The 24605-nt window shown below is 57.4% G+C and carries 22 protein-coding genes and 3 tRNA genes; 10 read left to right on the plus strand and 15 right to left on the minus strand.

The features are described from left to right. Nucleotides 1-10: 10 nt before the first annotated feature. From deoD to ABFX35_RS21655, 12 genes are all read right to left on the minus strand, one after another. The gene (gene deoD / locus ABFX35_RS21600) at nucleotides 11-742 is read right to left on the minus strand and encodes a purine-nucleoside phosphorylase (protein ID WP_095846065.1); all 732 of its coding nucleotides are present in this window, start codon (nucleotides 740-742) and stop codon (nucleotides 11-13) included. Between the two features lie 77 nt (nucleotides 743-819). Further along, nucleotides 820-2043 (minus strand): phosphopentomutase, encoded by a 1224-nt coding sequence (gene deoB, locus ABFX35_RS21605; RefSeq protein WP_279026876.1) that lies wholly within the window; start codon nucleotides 2041-2043, stop codon nucleotides 820-822. A gap of 95 nt (nucleotides 2044-2138) precedes the next feature. Continuing rightward, nucleotides 2139-3461 carry a thymidine phosphorylase gene (gene deoA, locus ABFX35_RS21610; RefSeq protein WP_346082858.1) on the minus strand — a complete coding sequence of 441 codons (1323 nt, stop codon included), beginning with the start codon at nucleotides 3459-3461 and terminating at the stop codon, nucleotides 2139-2141. Between the two features lie 65 nt (nucleotides 3462-3526). Then, a complete protein-coding gene (gene deoC, locus ABFX35_RS21615; protein ID WP_346082860.1) occupies nucleotides 3527-4306 on the minus strand; it encodes a deoxyribose-phosphate aldolase in 780 nt (259 codons plus the stop codon). A gap of 417 nt (nucleotides 4307-4723) precedes the next feature. Further along, a complete protein-coding gene (locus ABFX35_RS21620) occupies nucleotides 4724-5500 on the minus strand; it encodes a TatD family hydrolase (RefSeq protein WP_279026880.1) in 777 nt (258 codons plus the stop codon). Continuing rightward, nucleotides 5497-6600, minus strand: a complete 1104-nt coding sequence (locus ABFX35_RS21625; RefSeq protein ID WP_346082862.1) for a patatin-like phospholipase family protein — start codon at nucleotides 6598-6600, stop codon at nucleotides 5497-5499. The genes ABFX35_RS21620 and ABFX35_RS21625 overlap by 4 nt, the downstream gene beginning before the upstream one ends. Nucleotides 6601-6610: 10 nt before the next feature. Further along, nucleotides 6611-6805 (minus strand): CsbD family protein, encoded by a 195-nt coding sequence (locus tag ABFX35_RS21630; protein ID WP_279026882.1) that lies wholly within the window; start codon nucleotides 6803-6805, stop codon nucleotides 6611-6613. Nucleotides 6806-6863: 58 nt separating this feature from the next. Continuing rightward, entirely contained in the window at nucleotides 6864-7025 is a 162-nt protein-coding gene (locus tag ABFX35_RS21635; protein WP_279026883.1) for a DUF1328 domain-containing protein, read from the minus strand. Nucleotides 7026-7182: 157 nt separating this feature from the next. After that, nucleotides 7183-7797 (minus strand): molecular chaperone OsmY, encoded by a 615-nt coding sequence (gene osmY, locus ABFX35_RS21640; protein WP_279026885.1) that lies wholly within the window; start codon nucleotides 7795-7797, stop codon nucleotides 7183-7185. A 531-nt stretch (nucleotides 7798-8328) separates the two neighbouring features. Beyond that, on the minus strand, nucleotides 8329-9918 hold the full coding sequence (prfC, locus tag ABFX35_RS21645; protein WP_279026886.1) for a peptide chain release factor 3: 1590 nt from the start codon (nucleotides 9916-9918) through the stop codon (nucleotides 8329-8331). A gap of 429 nt (nucleotides 9919-10347) precedes the next feature. Then, nucleotides 10348-10791, minus strand: coding sequence for a ribosomal protein S18-alanine N-acetyltransferase (gene rimI / locus ABFX35_RS21650; protein ID WP_346082863.1), 444 nt, complete (start codon nucleotides 10789-10791; stop codon nucleotides 10348-10350). Beyond that, complete coding sequence (locus ABFX35_RS21655) at nucleotides 10736-11173, minus strand: DNA polymerase III subunit psi (protein WP_279026889.1); 438 nt, start codon at nucleotides 11171-11173, stop codon at nucleotides 10736-10738. The genes rimI and ABFX35_RS21655 overlap by 56 nt, the downstream gene beginning before the upstream one ends. 147 nt (nucleotides 11174-11320) lie before the next feature. On the opposite strand from ABFX35_RS21655, the gene rsmC reads away from it, so the two are divergent. Beyond that, nucleotides 11321-12361, plus strand: a complete 1041-nt coding sequence (gene rsmC / locus ABFX35_RS21660; RefSeq protein ID WP_346082865.1) for a 16S rRNA (guanine(1207)-N(2))-methyltransferase RsmC — start codon at nucleotides 11321-11323, stop codon at nucleotides 12359-12361. 54 nt (nucleotides 12362-12415) lie between these two features. Here the strand turns inward: rsmC and ABFX35_RS21665 are convergent, their stop codons facing one another. Next, on the minus strand, nucleotides 12416-13408 hold the full coding sequence (locus ABFX35_RS21665; protein WP_346082866.1) for an aldo/keto reductase: 993 nt from the start codon (nucleotides 13406-13408) through the stop codon (nucleotides 12416-12418). Nucleotides 13409-13551: 143 nt separating this feature from the next. Between ABFX35_RS21665 and ABFX35_RS21670 the strand changes: the two genes are divergently transcribed. The 4 genes from ABFX35_RS21670 (at nucleotide 13552) to ABFX35_RS21685 (ending at nucleotide 14899) form a co-directional block, all read left to right on the plus strand. Further along, entirely contained in the window at nucleotides 13552-14451 is a 900-nt protein-coding gene (locus ABFX35_RS21670) for a LysR family transcriptional regulator (protein WP_279026892.1), read from the plus strand. Between the two features lie 117 nt (nucleotides 14452-14568). Further along, nucleotides 14569-14655 (plus strand) — tRNA-Leu (locus ABFX35_RS21675). A 33-nt stretch (nucleotides 14656-14688) separates the two neighbouring features. Further along, nucleotides 14689-14775: transfer RNA gene (locus tag ABFX35_RS21680), tRNA-Leu, on the plus strand. Nucleotides 14776-14812: 37 nt separating this feature from the next. Continuing rightward, a tRNA-Leu gene (locus tag ABFX35_RS21685) sits at nucleotides 14813-14899 on the plus strand. Nucleotides 14900-14985: 86 nt separating this feature from the next. On the opposite strand, the gene ABFX35_RS21690 is transcribed toward ABFX35_RS21685, so the two are convergent. Next, complete coding sequence (locus ABFX35_RS21690) at nucleotides 14986-15270, minus strand: DUF1435 domain-containing protein (protein ID WP_279028530.1); 285 nt, start codon at nucleotides 15268-15270, stop codon at nucleotides 14986-14988. Nucleotides 15271-15523: 253 nt separating this feature from the next. Between ABFX35_RS21690 and ABFX35_RS21695 the strand changes: the two genes are divergently transcribed. The 3 genes from ABFX35_RS21695 to ABFX35_RS21705 all read left to right on the plus strand — a co-directional run bounded on the left by ABFX35_RS21695 (nucleotide 15524) and on the right by ABFX35_RS21705 (nucleotide 19140). Then, nucleotides 15524-16597: a diguanylate cyclase gene (locus ABFX35_RS21695; RefSeq protein WP_279028531.1), complete on the plus strand. Its 1074-nt coding sequence runs from the start codon at nucleotides 15524-15526 to the stop codon at nucleotides 16595-16597. Nucleotides 16598-16728: 131 nt separating this feature from the next. Next, nucleotides 16729-17871 (plus strand): D-alanyl-D-alanine-carboxypeptidase/endopeptidase AmpH, encoded by a 1143-nt coding sequence (gene ampH, locus ABFX35_RS21700; RefSeq protein WP_279028532.1) that lies wholly within the window; start codon nucleotides 16729-16731, stop codon nucleotides 17869-17871. A 141-nt stretch (nucleotides 17872-18012) separates the two neighbouring features. Continuing rightward, nucleotides 18013-19140, plus strand: coding sequence for an iron-containing alcohol dehydrogenase (locus ABFX35_RS21705; protein WP_346082868.1), 1128 nt, complete (start codon nucleotides 18013-18015; stop codon nucleotides 19138-19140). Between the two features lie 238 nt (nucleotides 19141-19378). Here ABFX35_RS21705 and ABFX35_RS21710 read toward each other — a convergent pair whose 3' ends face one another. After that, a complete protein-coding gene (locus tag ABFX35_RS21710) occupies nucleotides 19379-20299 on the minus strand; it encodes a L,D-transpeptidase family protein (RefSeq protein WP_346082930.1) in 921 nt (306 codons plus the stop codon). Nucleotides 20300-20950: 651 nt separating this feature from the next. On the opposite strand from ABFX35_RS21710, the gene yncE reads away from it, so the two are divergent. After that, complete coding sequence (yncE, locus tag ABFX35_RS21715) at nucleotides 20951-21955, plus strand: 7-bladed beta-propeller protein YncE (RefSeq protein WP_428832227.1); 1005 nt, start codon at nucleotides 20951-20953, stop codon at nucleotides 21953-21955. 390 nt (nucleotides 21956-22345) lie between these two features. Next, entirely contained in the window at nucleotides 22346-24484 is a 2139-nt protein-coding gene (gene nrdD, locus ABFX35_RS21720) for an anaerobic ribonucleoside-triphosphate reductase (protein ID WP_346082870.1), read from the plus strand. Nucleotides 24485-24605: the final 121 nt, after the last annotated feature.

Below are 24605 nucleotides of genomic sequence, written 5' to 3' on the forward strand. Positions count from 1 at the left end.
GGTAGGCAAATCAGGCGTTGTCGCCCAGCAGCACCGATTCCAGCGCAATCACGATCATGTCATTGAACGTCGTCTGGCGTTCGGCGGCCGTCGTCTCTTCCTGGCGCAGAATATGGTCGGAAACGGTACAAATCGTCAGCGCTTTACAGCCAAACTCTTCATACAGTTCTGCCGCCACGCCGTAGATGCCGGCCGCTTCCATTTCCACCCCCAGGATGCCGTACTTCTTCATCACCTGGAACATATCCACATCCGGCGTATAGAACAGATCGGCCGAGAAAATGTTGCCTACGCGCGCCGGAATGCCCTGCGCCGCCGCGGCGTCCACCGCATTGCGCACCATGTCGAAATCCGCAATCGCCGCAAAGTCGTGGCCTTTAAAACGCATACGGTTAACGTTGGAATCGGTGCAGGCGCCCAGACCAATCACCACATCACGCAGTTTGATGTCATCACGCACGGCGCCGCAGGAGCCAACGCGGATGATTTTCTTCACGCCGAATTCGGCGATCAGTTCACGAGCGTAGATCGAGCAGGAAGGGATCCCCATCCCGTGCCCCATCACAGAAATACGGCGGCCTTTGTAGGTGCCGGTGAAACCCAGCATCCCACGCACATTGTTCACTTCTACGGCCCCTTCAAGGAAGGTTTCCGCGATGTATTTTGCACGCAGCGGATCGCCCGGCATCAGTACCACGTCAGCAAAATCACCCATTTCAGCATTAATGTGCGGCGTAGCCATAGTTGTCTTCCTTCAAATCGTATTAAATAAAAAAAGCGTCTAAACCCATAAGCTTCAAGTCACAGGCTCACGGCAGCTTACAGCATGGATTTGCCATACTCCATCGGCGACAGGCCAAAGTAGCTGGCAACCGTCTGGCCGATATCGGCAAAGGTTTTACGGTGGCCCAACGAACCGGGTTTCACCTTCGGCCCATAGATCAACACCGGGATATGTTCACGGGTGTGATCGGTGCCGCTCCAGGTGGGATCGCAGCCATGGTCGGCCGTGAAGATAATCATATCGTCATCTTTCACCCACTTCAGCAATTCCGGCAGCCGGCGATCAAACAGCTCCAGCGCTGCGGCATAGCCCGGCACATCGCGGCGGTGGCCATAGGCGGAGTCAAAATCAACGAAGTTGGTGAACACAATGGTGTTGTCGCCGGCTTTTTCCATCTCGGCCACGGTGGCGTCGAACAGCGCATCAAGACCGGTCGCCTTCACTTTTTTGGTGATGCCGACGTTCGCATAGATATCAGCGATTTTACCGATCGAAACCACATTGCCGCCTTTTTCTTCCACCAGTTTTTTCAAGATGGTCGGCGCCGGCGGCTCTACAGCCAGATCGTGGCGGTTGCCGGTGCGTTGAAAGTTGCCCGGCTTGTCGCCAATGAACGGTCGCGCAATCACGCGGCCGATGTTATAGCCGCCTTCGGTCAGCTCTTCACGGGCGATCTCGCACAGCTGGTACAGGCGCTCCAGCCCAAAGGTGTCTTCGTGGCAGGCGATCTGGAACACCGAGTCTGCCGAGGTATAGAAAATCGGCTTGCCGGTTTTCATGTGCTCTTCGCCCAGTTGATCGAGGATCACGGTGCCGGAAGAGTGGCAGTTGCCCAGGTAGCCAGGCAGTTCGGCACGTTCAACCAGTGTGTCGAGCAGCGCCTGCGGGAAGCTATTCTGCTGATCCTTAAAATAACCCCAGTCAAACAGCACCGGCACACCAGCGATTTCCCAGTGGCCTGACGGCGTATCCTTGCCGGAGGACAGCTCGCTGGCATAGGCGTAGGCGCCGATGATATCGGCATGTTTATCCAGCCCCTCCGGGAAACGCCCGGTCGACTCTTCGGCTGCTTTGCCCAGGCCCAGACGGCTGAGGTTAGGCAGTGTCAGCGGGCCGCTGCGGCCCACGTTGGCTTCACCACGCGCGCAAGCGGCGGCAATATGGCCGAGGGTATCGGCGCCTTTGTCACCAAAACGTTCGGCGTCTTCGCTGGCGCCAATGCCGAATGAGTCAAGGACCATGATAAAAGTACGTTTCATTATGTTCTCCTGCGTGCTTTCACGCGTTAACGGCGGCAATGTTCGCCGCCGCTGTTAATGCTGTCGCTAACGCCAGGTGCCATCACCGGCGCCGCTTATTCCGTTATCCGCTGGTAAACCACCGGCGTTGCCGCCGGCGGCTGCTCACCGATTTTCATCGCCGCGCGCAGCGTATCGGCCGCCTGCTGCCAGCTGGCTTCATCGTTGGCATGGATCACCGCCAGCGGGCGCTGCCCGTCGACGGCATCGCCAAGCTGCGCCATCTCTGTCAGGCCGACGCTGTAATCAATGCTGTCGTTCGCACGGCGACGGCCACCACCCAGCGCCACTACCGCCATGCCCAGCGCACGGGTATCCATGGCGTTGACGATCCCCGGCATCTCGGCATAAACCGGCTTGCTAAGCGTCGCCGCCGGCAGGTAGCTGTCATAGCGCTCAATAAAGTCCGCCGGCCCCTGTTGCGCCGCCACCATGCGGCCAAAGGTTTCCGCCGCGCTGCCGTTATCCAGCACCTGCTGCAGTTTGGCGCGCGCTGCGGCAGGGCTTTGCGCCAGGCCGCCGGACAGCAGCATTTCCACGCACAAAGCCATCGTCACTTCCAGCAGGCGCGGGTTGCGGTACTCGCCGGTCAGGAAGCGCACCGCCTCGCGGACTTCCACCGCATTGCCGGCGCTGGATGCCAGCACCTGGTTCATGTCGGTCAGCAATGCCGTTGTCTTACAGTTGGCGCCGTTCGCTACGCCGACGATGGCGCGAGCCAGATCTTCCGACTGCGCGTAGGTTGGCATAAAGGCGCCCGAGCCGACCTTCACGTCCATCACCAGCGCATCCAGCCCCTCGGCCAGCTTTTTCGCCAGGATAGAGGCGGTAATCAATGGGATCGAATCCACCGTGGCCGTGATGTCGCGCGTGGAGTAAAAGCGCTTATCGGCCGGCGCCAGCGAGCTGGTTTGGCCGATGATAGCAACGCCGACCGTTTTTATAATCTGCCGAAAGCGGCTATCGTCCGGGAAAATATCAAAACCCGGGATCGCTTCCAGCTTATCCAGCGTACCGCCAGTGTGCCCCAGCCCGCGGCCGGAAATCATCGGCACATAGCCGCCGCAGGCGGCCACCATCGGCCCGAGCATCAGCGACGTCACATCGCCCACGCCGCCGGTGGAGTGTTTATCCACCACCGGTCCGTTCAGCCCCAGGCCTTGCCAATTCAGCACGGTGCCGGAATCGCGCATCGCCATGGTCAACGCCACGCGCTCCGCCATAGTCATATCGTGGAAATAAATGGTCATCGCCAGCGCGGCGATCTGCCCTTCGGACACCGAGTTATCGCGGACCCCATTGATAAAAAAGCGGATTTCGGCCTCGTTTAACGGCTGGCCGTCACGCTTCTTACGAATAATTTCTTGTGCCAGGAACAAGGCATCCCCCTGTTTGACCGAGTGTCAGGCCATGCAATTGCTGCGGCCGGCGGCCGCAGACAGAATCAATAGTCGCCGCCGCCGGCCTGAGCGCCATGCCCCAGCGCCGCCAGCAGACTGGCCAGCAGGCTTGAAGCGCCAAAGCGGAAATGGCGCGCATCGGCCCAGCCTGCGCCCATGATACGTTCGGCAAGTTGCAGATAATGCTGTGCCTCTTGCGCCGTGCGCACGCCGCCTGCCGGTTTAAAACCGACCCGTTCGCCAACGCCCATATCGCGGATCACCCCAAGCATCAGCTCAGCGCTGGCCAGCGTGGCGTTCACCGAGACCTTACCGGTCGAGGTTTTAATAAAATCGGCGCCGGCGTTAATGGCAATTTCCGCCGCCTGACGGATCAAATCCGCCTGCTTAAGCTCACCGGTTTCGATAATCACTTTCAGCAGAACGCCCGCGGCGGCACAGGCCTGCTTGCACTGTTTCACCAGTTCAAAGCCCACCTGCGGATTGCCGGCCATCAGCGCACGGTACGGAAACACCACGTCCACCTCATCGGCGCCGTAGGCGATCGCCGCGCGGGTTTCCGCCACGGCGATATCGATATCCTCATTGCCGTGCGGGAAATTGGTCACGGTGGCAATACGAATATCCAGCGTACCCTGTTGTCGCAGGGTTTTACGCGCAATCGGGATAAAACGCGGGTAAATACAAATGGCGGCGGTGTGCCCTGCCGGGCTATTGGCCTGACGACACAGCGCAATCACTTTCTCATCGGTGTCATCATCGTTCAGCGTGGTTAAATCCATCAAACTCAGCGCACGTTGCGCTGCTGCGGTAAATTCGGTCATAGAACTCTCCAACGAGTACAACCCAGGGCAACCGCGCCCGGGTTGAGTAGATCATCATGAGCCAATCTGTTTGCTTCGCTCATTTTATGTTGGCGAGCGGACTTGGTTCCTTGAAGATCGCGCTGGGAAAGGGTTTTCCCCGGCGGCAACTGAGATCCTTCTCACCGCGTATGGCTATTCAATTGTAATAACCAGCAAGACAATTGGAACACAAGGGCCATGGAGGGTTTGTGTTCCGATTCACATTATATGAAATATCTGTGTAACAAGTCCGAATTATATGTGATTCACATCACATATAAAGGCGATTTTGTTCACAAAACGTCCAGACTGGATGCTGCAATTATGGTTGCAACGCAGGCGTCAGTCCACGATATGCCATCAGTTTAGCGCTGTGGCAAAAATGGGCAGCCAGCTTCAGATAGCGAACAGGGTGCGGGTATTTTGTTGCAGTTGTGTGGCGATCGTTTCGGCAGGTTCTGGCCGCAGCAGGCAAAGCGCCTGAAAAACGTCTGCGGCGCGCTCGGGGCGGTTTGGCTGGCCCTGATAGCCGGCCAACGGCATGTCCGGGGCATCGGTTTCCAGCAGCAACGCCGCCAATGGCAACTGCGCCATGACGCCGCGGGTTTTCTGCGCCCGTGGGTAGGTGATAGTGCCGCCAACGCCGATAAAGTAGCCCAGGCGAACAAACGCCTGCGCCTGCGCCAGGCTACCGGCAAAACCGTGCACCACGCCGCGGCGCGGCACATCGGCCCGGCGCAGCATGGCCGCCAGTTGATCATGGCTGCGCCGCGAATGCAAAATCACTGGCAAATCATGCCGGCCGGCCAGTTTGAGCTGGGCCGCCAGCAGCCTTTGCTGCCGCGCCAGTTGCGGTTCGACCATGTACAGGTCAAGGCCGATCTCCCCCACCGCCACCAGCTTGGCCGGTTTGCTGGCGAGAAAATCCGCCAGTTGCGCCAGTTGTTCGTCGCCGTGCTGGGCGATATACAACGGGTGCAGGCCAAGGGCGGCATACAGCGGCGGGTATTCGCTCGCCAGGCGCAGCACGCGCGCGAAGCGATCGGCCGTAACGGCGGGGACGATAATTTGCCGGACGCCGGCCTGCTGCGCCAGCGCCAGACTTTGCGCCTCTTGCCCGTAAAATGGCGGAAAATCGAAGTGGCAATGGGTATCCGTGAAGCGATAGCTCATACCGCCTTGCCCTCACTGCCCGCCGCGACATCAGGCCCGATGCTGTCGTTGGCGATCAACGCATCGTCAACTGGCACGTTGGCGGCCGGCATGGCGGTGGGCACGCGGCGCCGGTTCTCCGGCTGCAACAGGCGGCGCGAGAGCGGTTTTTGCACCCGGATGCCGTCATGGTTTGCCTGCGCCTGCAGCCAATGCCCCACCGTCGCCAGGAAATAGCGCCCGCAGCGCCGCCCAAGATGATAATCAAGGTTCAACGCGGAAATGCGGCTGCCGAGCGCGTGGCTTGCCAGCGGCTTCGGCGGGAAGATTTCAAAGATGCGCAGATCGCCCGGAGGGTTTTCAATAAACTGCTGAATACGGTAGTAGCTTTGCTCATGCTGCTGCATGATGCGCACCATTTGCTGCAGGCTACTGTCGGTCAACCAATGCTCCATGCGTTTCATCCACTGGGGCGTATAGAACATTTGCGAAGGCACGGTGCGGATCACTACGATGGTATCAGCACCGCGCCGGTAGGCTTCTTCCACCGGAATGGCATCGCTGATGCCGCCGTCCTGATAGCTCACGCCTTCCAGGTCTACCCCCATCCGGTAGAAGCCCGGGATCGCGCTGGAGGCCTTAATCGCCTGCAACCAGCTGTCACGTCGCGCCGGCAGATAGGTGGGCGCAAAATTGTCGCTGCGGCAGGCGCACATCAGGAATTCACGTCCGTCGATGAGCTGCTTTTCAGCAACGTCCATGGCCAACGGCAACTGCCGGGAAGTGATTTCCACCAGCCAGTCCAGATCGATAAGGTGCCCGCCGCGCACAAAGCGCAACGGGTTAAAGAATTCAGCCGAGGTGGTGTAACGGGTAATGACACGCCGCGCATAGCCCATCTGGCCGCAAACAAAGGCAGACAGGTTTTGTGCACCGGCAGAGGTGCCAATCAACAATTCAAAAGGGTTAAAGCGGGCGCGCTGGAATTCATCCAGCACGCCGGCAGTAAAAATGCCGCGCTGCCCGCCCCCTTCACAGACCAACACCGTTTTACCGGGCCGGTATGGTTTAAACGCCAGCGGTTCTATATTGCCGAGCGTGATGGGTATCCGCTGTCCCAACGGCGTATCCTCAGTAGGGTGTGGTAGGTACCTTTTCTGAAGATACTCCTTCTTGCTCTTTTCCGTAATCTTCTTGAAGCACGCCGGAAAGGACATCATTACTGCCGCCCAACCATGCGCAATCGTTGCCGGAAACCTGCCCCCAAGCCTGCCAGAGCTGGCCTTTCAGCTGTTTCCATCGCCCGAGGATAATGTCGCTATTCATCACGCACCTCCCATCAAGAAAATAAAGAATTAAGCTTTGTTACAGTCAGAGATACCGACTAAAGGCGCTTACGGCCGGTAAACAGGCTCACCAGGAACAGGATAATACCGACGACAAACACCACTTTAGCCGCCCAGGCTGCGGTACCCGCAAGCGTACCAAAACCCAATGCCGCCGCGATCAACGCGATAACTAAAAAGATAATGCCCCAACGAAACATAAGCCTCTCCTTACCATAGTGAAAAACACATTACACCTGCCCCAGCACTACCGGGAGTACGTTAAAAGAGCGGCAGATTATTTTTATTTCTGGATGGTGCAGCCCAGGGTTACCCCTGGGCGTCATGCTTGTTGATGCGGGCAGAGATGAATGCGCGTTACGGCTTCACAGTCAGATCGTTTTTCACGCTTTTCACGCCATCGATTGACTTGGCGATGCTTTCGGCACGTTCAGCCTGCGCCTGCGTTTTAACTTCACCGGAAAGCTGAACCACACCGTCAGTGGTTTCTACTTTAACGTTACGTGACGGAACGATGTCGTCGGTCAGCAGTTTGGCTTTCAGCGTGCTGGTTGTCGCCGCATCGCCGGCATAAGATTTCACCGATTGGCTCGACGCATCTTTCACGTGCAGTTTGTCACTCACTGACGCTACGCCTTCAACCTTACCGGCGGCGCTAACGGCTTGTTCGGCCTGCGCCTGGCTGGTGACAAACCCGCTTAGCGTCACCACACCTTTTTCCGTTTTCACAGAAATGTCGGTGCTTTTGACACTGTCATCATTCAGCAGCGCACTTTTAACTTTAGCCGTTATTGCGCTGTCATCCATGTAGTTGTCGACTTTTTTCATCGAGCTATCGATTTTCGCGCCAGCGCTGTCAGTTGCGCTGGAGGCTTTATTGAGCAGCGATCCCTCAGCCAGTACGCTCCCACTTACCAGAACGGAACCCAGAACAACGGCCATCAGTGAATGTGCGAACTTGGTCTTTTTCATCGTTCTCTTCCTTTTGTTATGAATCCTGCATTGAAACATTGGATTCTTGCTGTCGAGACATCGCCGTTCCACAGAGGGAGACTTAACGACATCTATACAATAAAACGTTGACGCAGAAAGTATTGCAACACCCATGCCAACATAAAAAACCGTTTAAAATCAACCAACATCAAACATATCGGCAACAATTAGGCAAAAAAGTGTCGCCAATTGGCAACAACCCGCAGTCCGGACAGTAAAATTTACGCTATGTCATTGATGTGCAATGATCCGTACTGTCGCCAATCGGCAACAGTTCAAGATAACTCTCTACATATGAACAAAAAATCAGCTTTTTTTACTTAAATGGAACCATACACCCTGATAAAGATAGACCATCAGGCAAAATTTGCAGGACAAAACAGACACAATGCGTGCCGTAATGTTGATGAGAGAAATTGATGAATCTGGGGGCAAAGCCGCGCGGCGCTGAAGGGTTGGCGGAGAGAGGGAGCGCCCGTTCGGCGCTCCCTTTAGCCAGGCCTGGCGGGATCAGTGTTCGCGCGTCTGGCGGAACACAACGTCAGGGAAGCGCTCTTTGGTCAGGTTGAGGTTAACCATCGTCGGTGCAATGTAGGCCAGATTGTCACCGCCATCCAGCGCCAAGTGCTGCTCATTCTTGCGCTTGAACTCTTCGAACTTCTTCACGTCGCCGCACTCCACCCAACGGGCGGTGGATACGTTGACGGATTCATACAACGCTTCCACGTTGTACTCGGTTTTCAGCCGCGCCACGACCACATCAAACTGCAGCACACCGACGGCGCCCACAATCAGATCGTTGTTCGAAATGGGGCGGAATACCTGCACCGCACCTTCTTCAGACAATTGCACCAGCCCCTTCAGCAGTTGCTTCTGCTTGAGCGGATCGCGCAGGCGAATACGGCGGAACAGCTCTGGCGCAAAGTTCGGGATACCGGTGAACTTCATGTCTTCACCCTGGGTGAAGGTATCGCCGATCTGGATAGTGCCGTGGTTATGCAGGCCGATGATGTCGCCTGGGTAGGCTTCCTCAACGTGAGAACGGTCGCCGGCCATAAACGTCAGCGCGTCGGAAATCACCACGTCTTTGCCGGTGCGCACCTGGCGCAGCTTCATGCCTTTCTCGTAACGGCCGGACACCACGCGCATAAAGGCCACGCGGTCACGGTGTTTCGGATCCATATTGGCCTGGATCTTGAACACGAAGCCGCTGAATTTCTCTTCCGCCGCGACCACTTCACGCGTGTCGGTTTTGCGCGGCATCGGGGCCGGCGCCCATGCCACCAGCCCATCCAGCATATGGTCAACGCCGAAGTTGCCAAGCGCCGTACCAAAGAACACCGGGGTCAGTTCACCCGCCAGGAAGGCTTCCTGCTCGAACTCATGCGAAGCGCCCTGCACCAGCTCAAGCTCCTCGCGCAGTTGGGCCGCCAGATCGTCGCCCACGGCGGCGTCCAGTTCGGGGTTATCCAGGCCCTTGACCACGCGGACTTCCTGAATGGTATGGCCCTTGCCGCTCTGATACAGGTAGGTTTCATCCTTATAGAGGTGATAAACCCCCTTGAACAGCTTGCCGCAGCCGATCGGCCAGGTGATCGGCGAGCAGGCAATCTTCAGCTCACGTTCGACCTCATCCATCACTTCCATCGGATCGCGGATGTCGCGGTCCAGTTTGTTCATAAAGGTCAGGATCGGCGTATCGCGCAGGCGGGTAACTTCCATCAGCTTACGGGTACGATCCTCAACCCCTTTCGCCGCGTCGATCACCATCAGACAGCAGTCGACGGCGGTCAGGGTGCGGTAGGTGTCTTCGGAGAAGTCTTCGTGCCCTGGGGTATCCAGCAGGTTGACCAGGCAATCGTGATACGGGAACTGCATCACCGAGGTGGTGATTGAAATACCACGCTGTTTTTCCATTTCCATCCAGTCGGACTTGGCGTGCTGGCTGGAGCCGCGCCCTTTTACCGTACCGGCGGTCTGGATCGCCTGCCCGAACAGCAGCACCTTTTCAGTAATGGTGGTTTTACCGGCATCGGGGTGCGAGATGATAGCGAAAGTTCTGCGTTTTGCGACTTCGCGGGCGAATTCACTAGGAGACATGTTTTCTGGTTTCTACGGTTAATCCGCCCTGCGCATCAGCGAATGCGCCGAACCGGCGCCAGGCAAAGCGGCGAATAAAAGATAATAGCCGGGTATTTTCGCTGATTTGTCAACCGGTGACAATCTATGCTTTTCCCAGCGAAGAATATATACCCTTCATACTTCAAGTTGCAGGTGTGTTGGCTTGGTTACTCGGCCCATCCCTGGGCCTCGCCCCTTCGGGGCCGCTGCTAACAGCGTTCAAATCTGCTCCCGGCAGATTTGTCGCTCACCCCAGTCACTTACTCCAGTAAGCTCCTGGGGATTCGCTGCGTTGCCGCATGATTCGGCCATACGGCCTCACCCCTTCGAGGCCAGCGCTAGCGCTGTTCAAAAACGCTTTTGCGTTTTTGTCCTGCAACTCGAATTATTTTGGGTATAGATAAACCGCTAAGCCAGCGGCAATGCCATCACGATCGCATCTTCGCGCCCGTTGGCACTTGGGTAGTAATTGCGGCGTAGGGTAACTTCGTTGAACCCCATCTCTTCATACAGCGCAAGCGCGGCACGGTTAGAGGCGCGCACTTCCAGCCACAGGGTGACCACGCCGCGCGTTTCCAGCTCGGCTATCAGCGCTTCCAACAGCGCGCGGCCAAAACCGCGGCGCTGCCACTGCGGGTGGATAGCGATGTTGAACAGCGTCGCTTCATCCAGCACGATCTGGGTAATGGCGAACCCGGCCAACTGCCCATCCGCTTCCAGCTTCAGGTTGAGATAACGATCGCCCTGGTTGCTGGCAAAGGTCGCCTGCGACCAGGGAAAGGCATGACTGGCTTGTTCAATGGTGAAGGCTGTGGCCAGATCGGCCGCTGTCAGGGAAGAAATCTTGTTCATGGTGACAAATCTGCTGCCAGAGTGCGCGTTTCGCACCCACGTCATGAGAAAGCTCGGCCAGCGCCGGGCTGTATAGCTGCGCACCCGGCACCGCAAGCGGCTCCGCGATACCCAGCCGCCAACTGTTGCACGCGGTGCCTTCCGGCAGCATCAACACCTGTTCCGGCGTCAGCGCGTAAGTTTGCGCCGGCGTTAACTGCAGGCTGCGCAATACGTCGCAAAACAGCGGATCGTTCGGCTCCGGCAGGCTTTGCGCCACCACCAACAACCGCGTTTCCGCCGGCAGGCTCACGGCCACTTCGCCCTGCAACACGGCCGGGCGGCGCAAGATCCACTGCGTAATGCCCAGTTGCTGTAACAGCCAGTCGCGTTTCGATGCCATGCCGATTCCTGTGAAGAGCTACCCGTCATTGCGCGCCATGCGCCGCGCTATGCTAACAAACCCACGCCAACCACGCCAACAAACCCGTCGAACATAGCGCCACAAACCTCTATAATCCCCGATCTATTTTCGAGGAGCCAAAACCTGATGTCTGCATTAACCCCCGCCAGTGAAGTCATGCTGCGCCACAGTGATGAATTTACCGCACGCCGCGTACTGTTTGCCGGCGATCTGCAGGATACGCTGCCGGCGCAGTTCGACGCGGCCGACGTGCGTGCCCACACCCAACAATATCATCACTGGCAGTTGCTGAACCGGACGATGGGCGACCATGCTCAGTTCGGCCTGACGGTAAGCCCGGCGTTCATCGCGGAATGCGACACGCTGATCTATTACTGGCCGAAAAGCAAACAGGAAGCGCAGTTCCAGCTGTGTTACCTGCTGTCGCTGTTGCCGATCGGCGCGGACATCTTTGTGGTCGGCGAAAACCGTAGCGGCGTGCGCAGCGCGGAGCAAACCCTCGAAGGCTACGCCCAACTGGTAAAAATCGACAGCGCCCGCCGCTGCGGCCTGTACCATGGGCGCCTGGATAGCCAGACCACGTTCGCACTGGAAGACTGGTGGGAAAGCTATCAGTTGTACGATCTGGACGTCAAAACCCTGCCGGGGGTCTTCAGCCGCGACGGCCTGGACGTAGGCAGTTCACTGCTGCTGTCGACGCTGGAAAAACACATGAAAGGCAAAGTGCTGGATATCGGCTGCGGCGCCGGCGTGATGGCCTCCGTGCTGTCCCGGCTGTCGCCCAAAGTGAAGCTGACCCTCAGCGACGTGAACGCGGCAGCGGTGGAGTCCAGCCGCGCGACGTTAGCCGCTAACGGTATCGAAGGGGAAGTCATTGTCAGCAATGTCTATTCCGACATCAGCGGCCGTTTTGATCTGATTATCTCCAACCCGCCGTTCCACGATGGCCTGCAAACCAGCCTGACCGCCGCGGAAACGCTGATCCGCGGGGCGGTGAAGCACCTGCCGATCGGCGGGGAATTGCGCATCGTCGCCAACGCCTTCCTGCCTTACCCGGATATTCTGGACGCCACCTTCGGCAGCCATGAGGTGCTGGCGCAGAATGGCCGCTTCAAAGTGTACAAAGCGGTGGTGGGCCGCCCGCCGCGCAGCGGCAAAAAGAAATAGCGCCAAAAAAAAGCCTCCGCATCAGGGAGGCTTTGCATATTGTGCCGCGGGCCGTTAGCCGTTGAGATATGTCATTGAATCCGGCGTATAGCGCTCGCCGGCCACGGCCCCGGACGAAAACACCCGGTCAATCGCCTGCAGCTCGGCCGCCGTCAATGTAATATCGGCGGCGGCGACGTTTTCTTCCAGATAGCGCCGGCGTTTGGTGCCCGGGATCGGCACAATATGCTCGCCCTGCGCCAACACCCACGCCAGCGCCAATTGCGCCGGCGTTACGCCTTTCTGCTGCGCCAGCCCCTGTACGGTTTTCACCAGTTCCAGATTGCGCGCAAAGTTCTCGCCCTGGAAGCGTGGATTGCCGCGGCGGAAATCATCATCGGCCAGGTCTTCCGGGCGCTGGATTGCGCCAGTAAGGAACCCGCGCCCCAATGGGCTGTATGGCACAAAGCCAATGCCCAGCCGTTGGCAAGCGGCCAACACGCCCTGTTCCGCGTCGCGCGTCCAGAGCGAATATTCCGTTTGTAATGCGGTAATCGGGTGCACGCGGTGGGCCCGCTCCAGCGTGGCGACGGACGCCTCGCTCATACCGATATAGCGGATCTTGCCCTCTTTGATCAGATCCGCCATGGTGCCGATCACCTCTTCGATCGGCACGGTGGGATCAACCCGGTGCTGATAGTAGAGATCGATGGTTTCAACACCCAGGCGCTGCAGGCTGCCCTCAACCGCCCGGCGGATATATTCCGGCCGGCTATTAACGCCGCGCGCGGTAGGATCGGCCGGATCGCGCACGATGCCAAACTTGGTGGCCAGGAAAACCCGATCGCGTTTACCTTTGATCGCCTTGCCCACCAGTTGCTCATTGGTGTGCGGCCCATACATATCCGCGGTGTCCAGCAAGGTGATGCCCAGCTCCAGTGCACGGTGCAGCGTGGCGATCGCCTCTTTCTCATCCGCATTGGTAAAGTAAAAATCGCTCATCCCCATGCAGCCAAGGCCAATGGCAGAAACCGACGGGCCGTGGGTACCTAATTTGCGCTGTTGCATTTGCCTTCCCTCATCGTTTGGGTTTGCCTTTGGGGCTATGAACCCCAGCGTGATGACAAAGAGTCTGGTTGTTATCAGCAAAAAGATAAATAATGAAAATCTGACATCACTGTTTATAAAAAACCAACAATCAGGGCAAAGGTATGGATCAGATACAGGCGATGCGCATCTTTATCCGCATCGTGGAGTTGGAGAGCTTCAGCCGCGCCGCGGAACAGTTGCAGATCCCCCGAGCCACGGCCAGCAATACGCTAAAACGCCTGGAGCAACAGCTCGGCGTGCGTTTGCTGATCCGCACCACGCGCCATGTGCAGGTGACCGCCGAAGGCACACGCTATTACCAATGCTGCCTGCAACTGCTCGACGCGCTGGAAGAAGCCAACACCCTGTTCCACAGCCATAAGCAGCAACCCGCCGGCAAAGTGCGCATCGATATGCCCCATTCCATGGCGCGCGAGATCGTGATCCCTGCGCTGAAGGATTTTTATCAGCGTTACCCGGCCATCACACTCGCCATCGGGGCCAACGATACCCACGTCGATCTGCTGCGCGAAGGCGTGGACTGTGTGCTGCGCGCCTGGCATACCGAAGACGAAAATCTGGTCGGCCGGCGTATCGCACAGTTCCCGCAGATCACCTGCGCCTCTCCGGCCTACCTGCGCAAACATGGCGTGCCGGCATCGCTTGATGATCTGCAGTACCATCAGACGGTGGGGTACTTTTCCCTGATCAGCAACCGCAACTACCCACTGGAGTTCTGCCGTGGCGGCAAGGTAGAACTGCGTGAACTGCCCGCGGTGCTTAGCGTCAGCGGCGCGGATGCCTACGTCAGCGGCGCGTTGGCCGGGATGGGCCTGATACAGGCGAAGCGCAGCTCACTGGCGGCCAGCCTGCAAAAAGGGGAATTGGTAGAAGTGCTGGCGGACACCCCGCCGCCGCCGATGCCGGTTTATATCATGTACCCGCCCGGTCGTTTCCTTGCGCCGCGCGTCAGAGTGTTGATTGATTGGCTGGTGGCGCTGTTCGCAGAACAGCAAATATAGGGAGATGCCGTTTTTTCCAGCAAACGCCCAGAATCAGGGAAATAACTGTTGACGTGCTCGCCAAAATCTCTAGAATTCGCCTCCGTGGTTGCATTACTACAGTAATGTTTCTGGCAAGCGAAGGTGGCGGAATTGGTAGACGCGCTAGCTTCAGGTGTTAGTGTCCTTACGGACGTGAGGGTTCAAGTCCCTCTCTTCGCACCAAAAACCACGCGATTTATATTGCACAGCATCTGTGCGAAGGTGGCGGAATTGGTAGACGCGCTAGCTTCAGGTGTTAGTGTTCTTACGGACGTGAGGGTTCAAGTCCCTCTCTTCGCACCACGCTGGTGATATAAATCAAAGCAACAACATCGACTGTGCGAAGGTGGCGGAATTGGTAGACGCGCTAGCTTCAGGTGTTAGTGTCCTTACGGACGTGAGGGTTCAAGTCCCTCTCTTCGCACCAATTGATGGCCTGTTTTATCCCCTTTCCCGCTACGGCCTTTTACTTCCCCCCAGCTCAATACATCACCTTGATTAATGCAGCGCGTATCAACCAACGCTGAAGTTAAGACTGATTGCCGCCAGCCCACCGGCCAGCGCCATACAGGAAGGCAACAGCAGATAATGGCGCCAGCGGCTGTTGAACAACATCACCAGCGTTACCAGCATCGCGATCACGATCAGCGTACGCAGTTGCATCATATTCAGATCAACCAATGCCAGCAGCGGCATTAATGCGCAGGGTAACAACACGCCCCAGGCGCTGGCCATCCTGCGGCCCAGGCACCAACTGACGCCCCATAGCCCACACGCGGCAATCATGGCTGCAATCATGACAGGCTCCAAGTGATAATGATTACCAATATCATATATCACTTTTTTTCAGTGCGCATCATTTTCGCAATGCCAGCCAAACGCGGATGACAGACTGGCGAAAAAATGCTAGCTTGCCCTAAGAAAATTCCCAAATCTGGTTGCGTGTTGTACAGCCACACAAAAGAGTGCCAAATTCGGCAACTGATTCACGCGCCGGGAATGACCGACACTTTATTTTCCGACATGCTGTTTTTGTAAAGAGTGCCCCCGTATGAACGCGCGTTCTTATCAGGAGTTATTGAACAGTAAACACCGTTTGTTATTACTGCTGTTCTTGTTAATGAACGCAGCCTCTGCAATCTTTGCGTTATTCGCCCCCTTTAAAGGTACGCCTTCCATCACGCTGGCACTGGTCGGCATTCTGTTGTTTTGCCTGGCGGCATTGTTGTATTCACTGCTCTCGCCGGTGGAATATGCCAATAAAATCCATATTTTCGCGCTGGTGCTGGGCCTGCTGTGGGCAGCCCATGTCTACATTAAAAGCCGCTATATCACTGATGATGCTCAAAATTTCCTGATGATTAGTCTCATCAGCCTGTTTTTGCTTAGCGCCATCACGCTGACCAGCAACCTATTGGCCTTTTGCCTGCACGCCGTGCCTTCGGCCATTACCATCTTATGGCTTGACGGCATGCACAACACGTTGCGCGTGTTGTTCACTCTGGTGCTGCCGATTATCGCCGTCTCGATGCACCATATCCTGCTCAAACGCAGCGAAAACTTTACGCAGGAGCTGGTCGCCAACCTGTTCGACGAACGTGACAAGTACAGTGATTTAAGCATGCTCGATCCGTTGACCGGCCTGTATAACCGCCGTGGGTTAAAGAGCAAACTGGAAGCGCTGCCGGCGCCAAACCCGGGCCAGCATTACGTGCTACTGCTCGATATCGATCGCTTCAAAGCCTATAACGACAACTACGGCCATACCATGGGCGATCAGGCCCTGGTGCGCGTGGCCGCCGCAATCCGCGACGCCGTGCGCTCCCGTGATATCGTGGTGCGCTATGGCGGGGAAGAGTTCCTGGTGCTGTTAACCAACGTCAACGAGGAATATGCCTCACAGTTGGCGGAACGCGTGCGCCGGCGGGTGGTTGAACTGGAAATCCCGCATTATTTCAACCAGTTGGAAACCACCACCGTCACGCTCAGCGTGGGGATAGCAGAGCTGGACGGGCAGGATATGGATGCGGCGATCCGCGCGGCGGACACGGCGCTTTATCTGGCGAAAAACAACGGCCGCAACACCATTGAACTGGCGAAAAACATCCGCAACATGGCTTCCTAGGGTAGGCCACCAATACCAAGAAAAAACTTTACTCCGCCGCTCTTTTTCCACATGCCACAGCGGCCCGGGCACATTACACTAACAACCCAGTAAGCTTACCCTACTGTTATTTTTAATATGGATAACTACCGTTGAAGAACCGATTCTCCGCATCTTTGCTGGCGCTGGGCCTTTGCGCCATGCCGCTGGCCAGCCAGGCCGCTACTCCCCAGTTGGCTTCACAGATCGTCGATCAGTATGCCGAGCATATTTTCTATAATAGCGGCGCTGTCGGTATGGCGCTGGTGGTGATCGACGGTAACCAGATCGTCAACCGCAGCTTTGGCGACACCAGGCCGGGGAATAACCTGCGCCCGCGGCCAGATTCGTTAATCCGTATCGCATCAATCACTAAGCTGATGACCAGTGAGGTGATGGTAAAAATGGCGGCGGAGGGCCAGGTCAAACTGACCGATCCATTGAGCAAATACGCGCCGCGCGGCACCCGCGTGCCGGGCTATAACAGCAGGCAGCCGATCACCCTGCTCAACCTGGCGACCCACACCAGCGGGCTGCCGCGTGAACAGCCGGGCCAGAAGCCGCCGAAAACGCCGGTATTCACCTGGCCAACCAAGGCCCAACGTTGGCAGTGGCTGGCGCAGGCCGCCATTACTGTCCCGCCGGGCGTACGGGCCGCCTATTCCAACCTGGCGTATGATTTACTGGCCGATGCGCTGTCGCGCGCCGCGGCAAAACCCTATAGCGCCCTGCTGCGGGAAAAAGTCACCGCGCCGCTGGGCATGGTGGACACCACGTTCAGCCCCAGCGCCGAGCAGTGTTCGCGCCTGATGGTGCCGGCGGCCGGCCCGAGCGCCTGCCGCGATACGACCGCTGCGGCCGGCAGCGGCGGCATTTACTCAACGCCGCGCGATATGCAGCGTTGGATGCAACAATTTCTGGCATCCAACAGCAGCGGGCCACGCAAAACCACCGCCGCCAGTGAGCAAACCATGTATTTCCAGCGTAACGATCTGGTTTCGCTGAAAGGCATGGATGTGCCGGGCCAGGCCGATGCCCTGGGGCTGGGTTGGGTTTACATGGCGCCGAAGGATGGCCTGCCGGGCATCATCCAGAAAACCGGCGGCGGGGGCGGCTTCATTACCTACATGGCGATGGTGCCTCAGCAAAACATCGGCGTGTTTGTGGTCGTCACGCGCTCTGAACTAAGCAAATTCACCAACATGAGCGATCCGGTCAACCGGCTGGTCGGCGATCTGCTGGCGAACCGCGGGTAACCGCTCCCTGTGGTTCCTCCTCCGGGCCGCCTGCCCGGAGGAGGAACAGCGCAGCGCTCACACTCCTGGCCAAAAACCGTGGTTTGCCCTGCCGCGCTGCACTATGCTGAAAGTTTACCGTGCGACAAGGAGCCGACCGCTATGCCCACCAGCCTGATGATCGCCAACCGGCAAACCTGGTTCGGCAACGAGACCATTAACCAGCTGATTCCTCTGCTGAAAGCCAATCCTCAGCCCACGCTGCTGTTCAGTTGTCGCTCGTTCCTTAACGGCGCGGTGTATGCCAGCATGGAGCAGGCATTGGCGCCGTTGCTGGCCGGGATCGAAATCGTCAGCCACGAAGCGGCGCCGCAAGAGATCGATGCGTGGGTAGCGCAATGGCGCGGCCGGGTGCAGCGCGTGGTAGCCATCGGCGGCGGCAGCGTGCTGGATGCCGCCAAAGCGTTTGCCGCCATGGTTGAGCATCCGCTGCCCACGCTGCGCTATCTGGAAAAAATCGGCGACAGCAGCGTCAGCGGCGCAACATTGCCGTTAATCGCCATCCCCACTACGGCCGGCACTGGCAGCGAAGTCACGCAAAACGCCGTTGTCACTGATACCCAACAGCACAAAGTCAAAGCGTCGTTGCGCCACCCCAATTTCGTGCCGCAGATCGCAATCCTGGATCCGCAACTGCTGCAAGGCGCGCCGGATACGGTGCTGGCCTATTGCGCCATTGACGCCTTTACCCATCTGTTCGAATCCTATCTGTCAAAAACCGCCAGCCGCATGTCGCGCGAAATGTCACTGGCGGGCATCCGCCACTTTCTCAACGCCTGGCCGGCATTAAACCGCAGTGATGAAGCGCGCGAAGAGATTATGCAGGCCGCTTATCTGGGCGGCCTGACGCTCAGCATGGCCGGCCTGGGGGTGATCCACGGCATCGCCGGCGAAGTCGGCGCGCTGCGGGCCTACCATCACGGCCACATATGCGGGCGCTTGCTGCTGCCGTTTTTGACGCTGCTGGAGCAAGGCAGCGAGCCACAGCAACAAACGCTGCTGGCGGAACTGGCGCAGCGCCTGTTCCCACAGGCCAAAGACCACCCGGCTCGCTACCTGAGCGCCACCATCACCCGCGAGGCGATCGTCCCGTTCTGGCAGGACGATCTGCCGCTCAGCCAGCGGGAGCTGGCCGTTAGCCTGGAAAAATCCAATAGCAAAAACTCGCTGATCGGCTATTCGGCCACTCAGCGCCAGGCGATGATTGCAGCGGCATTTCGCATTGAGTAGCGTGTCTGCTTTCAGCACAACACGGCGAATGGCGGGTATACTCTCCCCCGTTAACGCATAGGAGAGCGAAGATGAGCATTATCGACTGGATCCTGACCGGCATCGCCGCGGGCCTGATTATCGGCGCGCTGATGAAGATTTTCGGCAAGAAAAAGGATCGCTGAAGGCTTATAAGATCGACATGGGGCGCAATCAGCGCCCCATTTAATAACACCCCTTCGGGCTGTGCCCTAACGGATCAATTCACCTTCACCGGCATACCGGAACGCATTTTAATGGCATCGTCCACGTTATTCTGGTTAATCCCCGCATCCATCAGCACTTTGCCGACCGGCGCGGAAATGGTGATAGGCACCGGCTCTTTGGACTGCAGCTCTTCCTCACTGGCGGACAGCGGGTTGTGCACTTCCAGATAGCGGGAACCGTCCGGCTCAACGCTCGCTTTTACCGGCTCGTTGATAAACTGCACGCGGGTACCTACCGGCACGTTATCAAACAGATACTTGATATCATCGGCACGCAAACGCACGCAGCCGTGGCTAACGCGCAGCCCAATGCCAAAGTTGGCGTTGGTGCCGTGGATGGCATACAGGCGGCCTACGTACAGCGCATACAACCCCATCGGGTTATCCGGGCCGGCAGGGTACACCGCCGGCAGGATTTCCCCCTGGGCGGCGTATTCTTCGCGCATTTTGGCGGTCGGCGTCCAGGTTGGGCCATCTTTCTTACGCTGCACGCTGGTTACCCAGTTCTGCGGCGTGTCTTTGCCCAACTGGCCGATACCGATCGGCAGCACCACGACGGTGTTAGAGCCTTTCGGGTAGTAGTACAAACGCATCTCGGCGCTGTTGACCACAATCCCCTGGTGCGGGGTATCTGGCAAAATCAACTGCTGCGGGATGGTCAGCGTACTGCCCGGCAGCGGCAGGAACGGATCCACACCGGGGTTGGCTTCCAACATGTTGCTCAGGCCCATTTGATATTGGGCGGCAAAGCTTTCCAACGGCAGCTTGCTGTCTGCCGGCACCTGGATCTGGATATTATCCCCCACCAGGCGGCTGCCCTTGGGAGGCAGCGGATAGACAACGGCAAAGGCAGCCTGGCTGAATGCAACCAGCGCTGTAAACAGGGTTAATAACGCGCGAATGCTCATTTTCATCTTCGTATAGTGGTGGCCGCACTGGCGGTAATAGACATCGGTTATGGGCGGCCATAAAGACCGGATGCGCATTATATGTTCACTTGGCCCAAAGAGTGAAACATTCCCGGTTTCATATCGCACTTTTTTGTAACCCGGTACTGCTTACTACGATATTTTTGTTAAGCCGCCAAAGCCGGCGCCGCCCCCGTCGTTCAAGCGGCTTAAGGCCTGGACGCCGAAAAAAGCGTGCCGATTCATCGCGCTATGCCCCCGCGCACGCCGGGTTTTTACGCCTGATTTTCAGAAAATTCCCAACCATATCCACCACATAGCACAACGCCTTGACGCGGTGTCCCCACGCAGCCGAACACACAAAACGATCGCGCCGCCTAACGAAAAAAGCACGCCATGTCACGCGCGGATACTGAAAAGAAAATAACTGCCATTTGAGAAAAATAATGATTATTATTCTTAAGTGAAAAGTGGCGCGCCGAAACGTGCCCGGAAACATTCTACTTGTAATTCAATGTTGAGCCTGTTTCGCCGTCCGGCATCTGCCCTGCGGCTATTTGATATGGACTATACGGAGATACTATGACCTCTTTGATCACAAGTGCCCGCTCGCGGTTTGCAAAACGCGCGGTGTCCCCTCTGGTGCTACTAACCACGATGCTGCTTTCCACCGCGCTGTATGCGCAGGCCGAGCCGGAAGTGCTGCGCAAACCGGTAGCCAAAGGCGCCTATGAAATGGTTTACAGCCAGAGCCAGGATGCACTGTATCTGGCAACGTCGCAAAGCCGCCGTCTGGATAAAGGCGGCGTGGTTTATCGCCTGGATCCGAAAACGCTGGATATCACGCAGGCTATTCACAACGACATCAAACCGTTTGGCGCCGCGATTAATCAGCAAACCGACACGCTGTATTTCGGCAACACCGTCAACAACTCACTGACCGCCATTGATGCCAAAACCGGTGACGTAAAAGGCCGCCTGGTGCTGGACGCGCGCAAACGCTCTGAAACGGTTCGGCCGCTGGCGCCGCGTGAACTGGTCGCCGATGCCGGTACCGACACCGTTTATATCACCGGCCTGGGGGAATCCAGCGTGGTGTGGGTGGTTGACGGCAAAGACCTGAAGCTGCGCACCACCATTACCGATACCGGCAAAATGGGCACCGGGCTGGCGTTGGATGCGGCGGCAAACCGCCTGTACGTCACCAACGGCGACGGTGAACTGATTACCATCGACACCAAAACCAACAAAATCCTCACCCGCAAGAAAATCGACGAAGCCAAAGAGCACTTCTTCCTGAATATCAGCCTGGATCCGGCAACGCACCGTGCGTTCCTGACCGATTCCAAGCAGGCCCAACTGCTGGTGGTCGACACCCGCAATGGCAATATTCTTAAAGCCATCGACGTGCCGGAATCACTGGCGGTGCTGTTTAACCCAGCGCGTAACGAAGTTTACGTGACCCACCGTAAAACCGGTGAAGTCAGCGTGATCGACGCCAAAACCTACAACGTGTTGCACACCATCAAAACCCCGGTTTATCCGAACAGCCTGGCGCTGTCGCCGGATGGCCAAACGCTGTACGTCAGCGTGAAGCAGGCTTCAACCCGTGATAAAGAAGCGGCGGATCCGGATGACGTGATTCGCATCGCCTTCAAATAAACTCGCCGGGGCGCAGCCGCGCCCCTGTTTATCCCCCACCGGCGCTCTTCTATAAGATACGCCCAGACAGCCCAAATAGACTATAATGTGACAAACATCACAGCTTTCACTTTTTACCCTTTCCTGTAAGTTGGGCCGCCAGAGCGCATGGCGCAAGCGATCACAAAACGGGTGCTGTACAGCAATCCGACGGTCATTTGAATTCTTTGTCCCAGGTCAAAAAAATCCGCCCAATCCCAATATATAGTGCATACATATCCAAATTAAACTATATATAGTATTTATCCACAAAATCATCCACAACCGCCGCACCCCTTGTGCGCCGCGGGTTTGGCCTGTGGATAAGCCAAAATACGCATAATGCTCCGCATCCGGGCAAGGAGAAACAACGTGAAACCAGTAGTGATCAAACGGGATGGTTGTCAGGTACCTTTTGACGAGGCGCGTATCGGCCAGGCGGTAGAACGAGCGGCGCTGGCCGCCGGGATTGTCGACGCCGATTATTGCGCCACCATTGCCCGGGTGGTCGCTCAACAGATGGAACAGCGCCAACGCGTCGATATTCACGAAATTCAGCAGGCGGTGGAAAACCAACTGATGGCAGGCCCTTACAAACAGCTGGCGCGCGCCTATATCGAATATCGCCACGATCGCGATATCTCGCGCGAGCTGCGCGGCCGCCTCAACCAGGAAATCCGCGGCCTGGTGGAGCAAAGCAACGTGGCGCTGCTCAACGAGAACGCCAACAAAGACAGCAAAGTGATCCCGACCCAGCGCGATCTGCTGGCGGGCATCGTGGCCAAGCATTACGCCAAGCAGCATATCCTGCCGCGTGACGTGGTGCTGGCGCATGAGCGCGGCGAAATCCACTACCACGATCTCGACTATTCGCCGTTTTTCCCGATGTTCAACTGCATGCTGATCGATCTGAAAGGCATGCTGACCAACGGCTTTAAAATGGGCAATGCCGAGATCGAACCGCCAAAATCGATCTCCACCGCCACCGCCGTGACGGCGCAAATTATCGCCCAGGTTGCCAGCCACATATACGGCGGCACCACCATCAACCGGATTGATGAAGTGCTGGCGCCGTTTGTTAGTGAAAGCTACAACAAACACCGGAAAGTAGCCGAGCAATGGCAAATCCCGGAGGCGGAAGACTACGCCATGGCGCGGACCGAAAAAGAGTGTTATGACGCCTTCCAGTCGCTGGAATATGAGGTTAACACCCTGCACACCGCCAACGGCCAGACGCCGTTCGTCACCTTCGGCTTCGGCCTGGGCACCAGTTGGCAATCGCGCATGATCCAACAGTCGATCCTGAAAAACCGTATCGCTGGGCTTGGCAAAAACCGCAAAACCGCGGTATTCCCGAAGCTGGTGTTCGCCATTCGCGATGGCCTGAACCACCGTTTCGACGATCCGAACTACGATATCAAGCAGCTGGCGCTGGAATGCGCCAGCAAGCGCATGTACCCGGATATTCTGAACTACGATCAGGTAGTTAAGGTCACCGGATCTTTCAAAACCCCGATGGGCTGCCGCAGCTTCCTGGGCACCTATGAAGAGAACGGCGAGCTGATCCACGATGGCCGTAATAACCTGGGCGTAATCAGCCTGAACCTGCCGCGCATCGCGCTGGAAGCCAAGGGCGATGAGTCACGTTTCTGGGCGCTGCTGGACGATCGCCTGAACCTGGCCAAGAAGGCGTTGATGACGCGTATCGCGCGGCTGGAAGGGATCAAAGCGCGCGTCGCGCCTATCCTGTATATGGAAGGCGCCTGCGGCGTGCGGCTGAAGGCCGACGACGACATTGCCGAAATCTTCCGCAACGGCCGCGCGTCTATCTCGCTGGGCTATATCGGGATTCACGAAACCATTAACGCGCTGTTCGGCACGGAAAAACACCTGTACGACGATGACACGCTGCGCGCCAAAGGCATCGCCATCGTGGAACGGCTTAGCGCCGCGACTGAAAGCTGGAAGAAAGAGACCGGCTATGGCTTCAGCCTGTACAGCACCCCCAGCGAAAACCTGTGCGATCGTTTCTGCCGGCTGGATACCGCCGAATTTGGCGTGGTGCCCGGCGTGACCGATAAAGGCTACTACACCAATAGCTTCCACCTGGACGTGGAGAAAAAGGTTAACCCGTACGACAAGCTGGATTTTGAAGCGCCTTACCCACCGCTCGCCAGCGGCGGCTTCATCTGCTACGGCGAATACCCGAACCTGCAGCACAACCTGAAAGCGCTGGAAGACGTTTGGGATTACAGCTATACCCGCGTGCCGTATTACGGCACCAATACGCCAATCGACGAATGCTATGAATGTGGCTTCACCGGTGAGTTTGAGTGCACCAGCAAAGGGTTCACATGCCCGAAATGCGGCAACCATGATTCCACCAAGGTTTCCGTGATCCGCCGCGTATGCGGCTACCTGGGCAGCCCGGACGCACGGCCGTTCAACGCCGGCAAGCAGGAAGAGGTGAAACGCCGGGTCAAACATTTAAACAATGGGCAGCTAGGTTAACCCCGCCCTCACCCTGGCCCTCTCCCCCAGGGAGAGGGAAAAGTGTTTGCCACCGTTAACCCCTGCTGTCTATGGCCACATCCGGTAGCAGAGACGTGCCCTTCCCGCTCAAGCATGAGCC

Source organism: Gibbsiella dentisursi (assembly GCF_039539505.1).
GTDB classification, from domain to species: domain Bacteria; phylum Pseudomonadota; class Gammaproteobacteria; order Enterobacterales; family Enterobacteriaceae; genus Gibbsiella; species Gibbsiella quercinecans.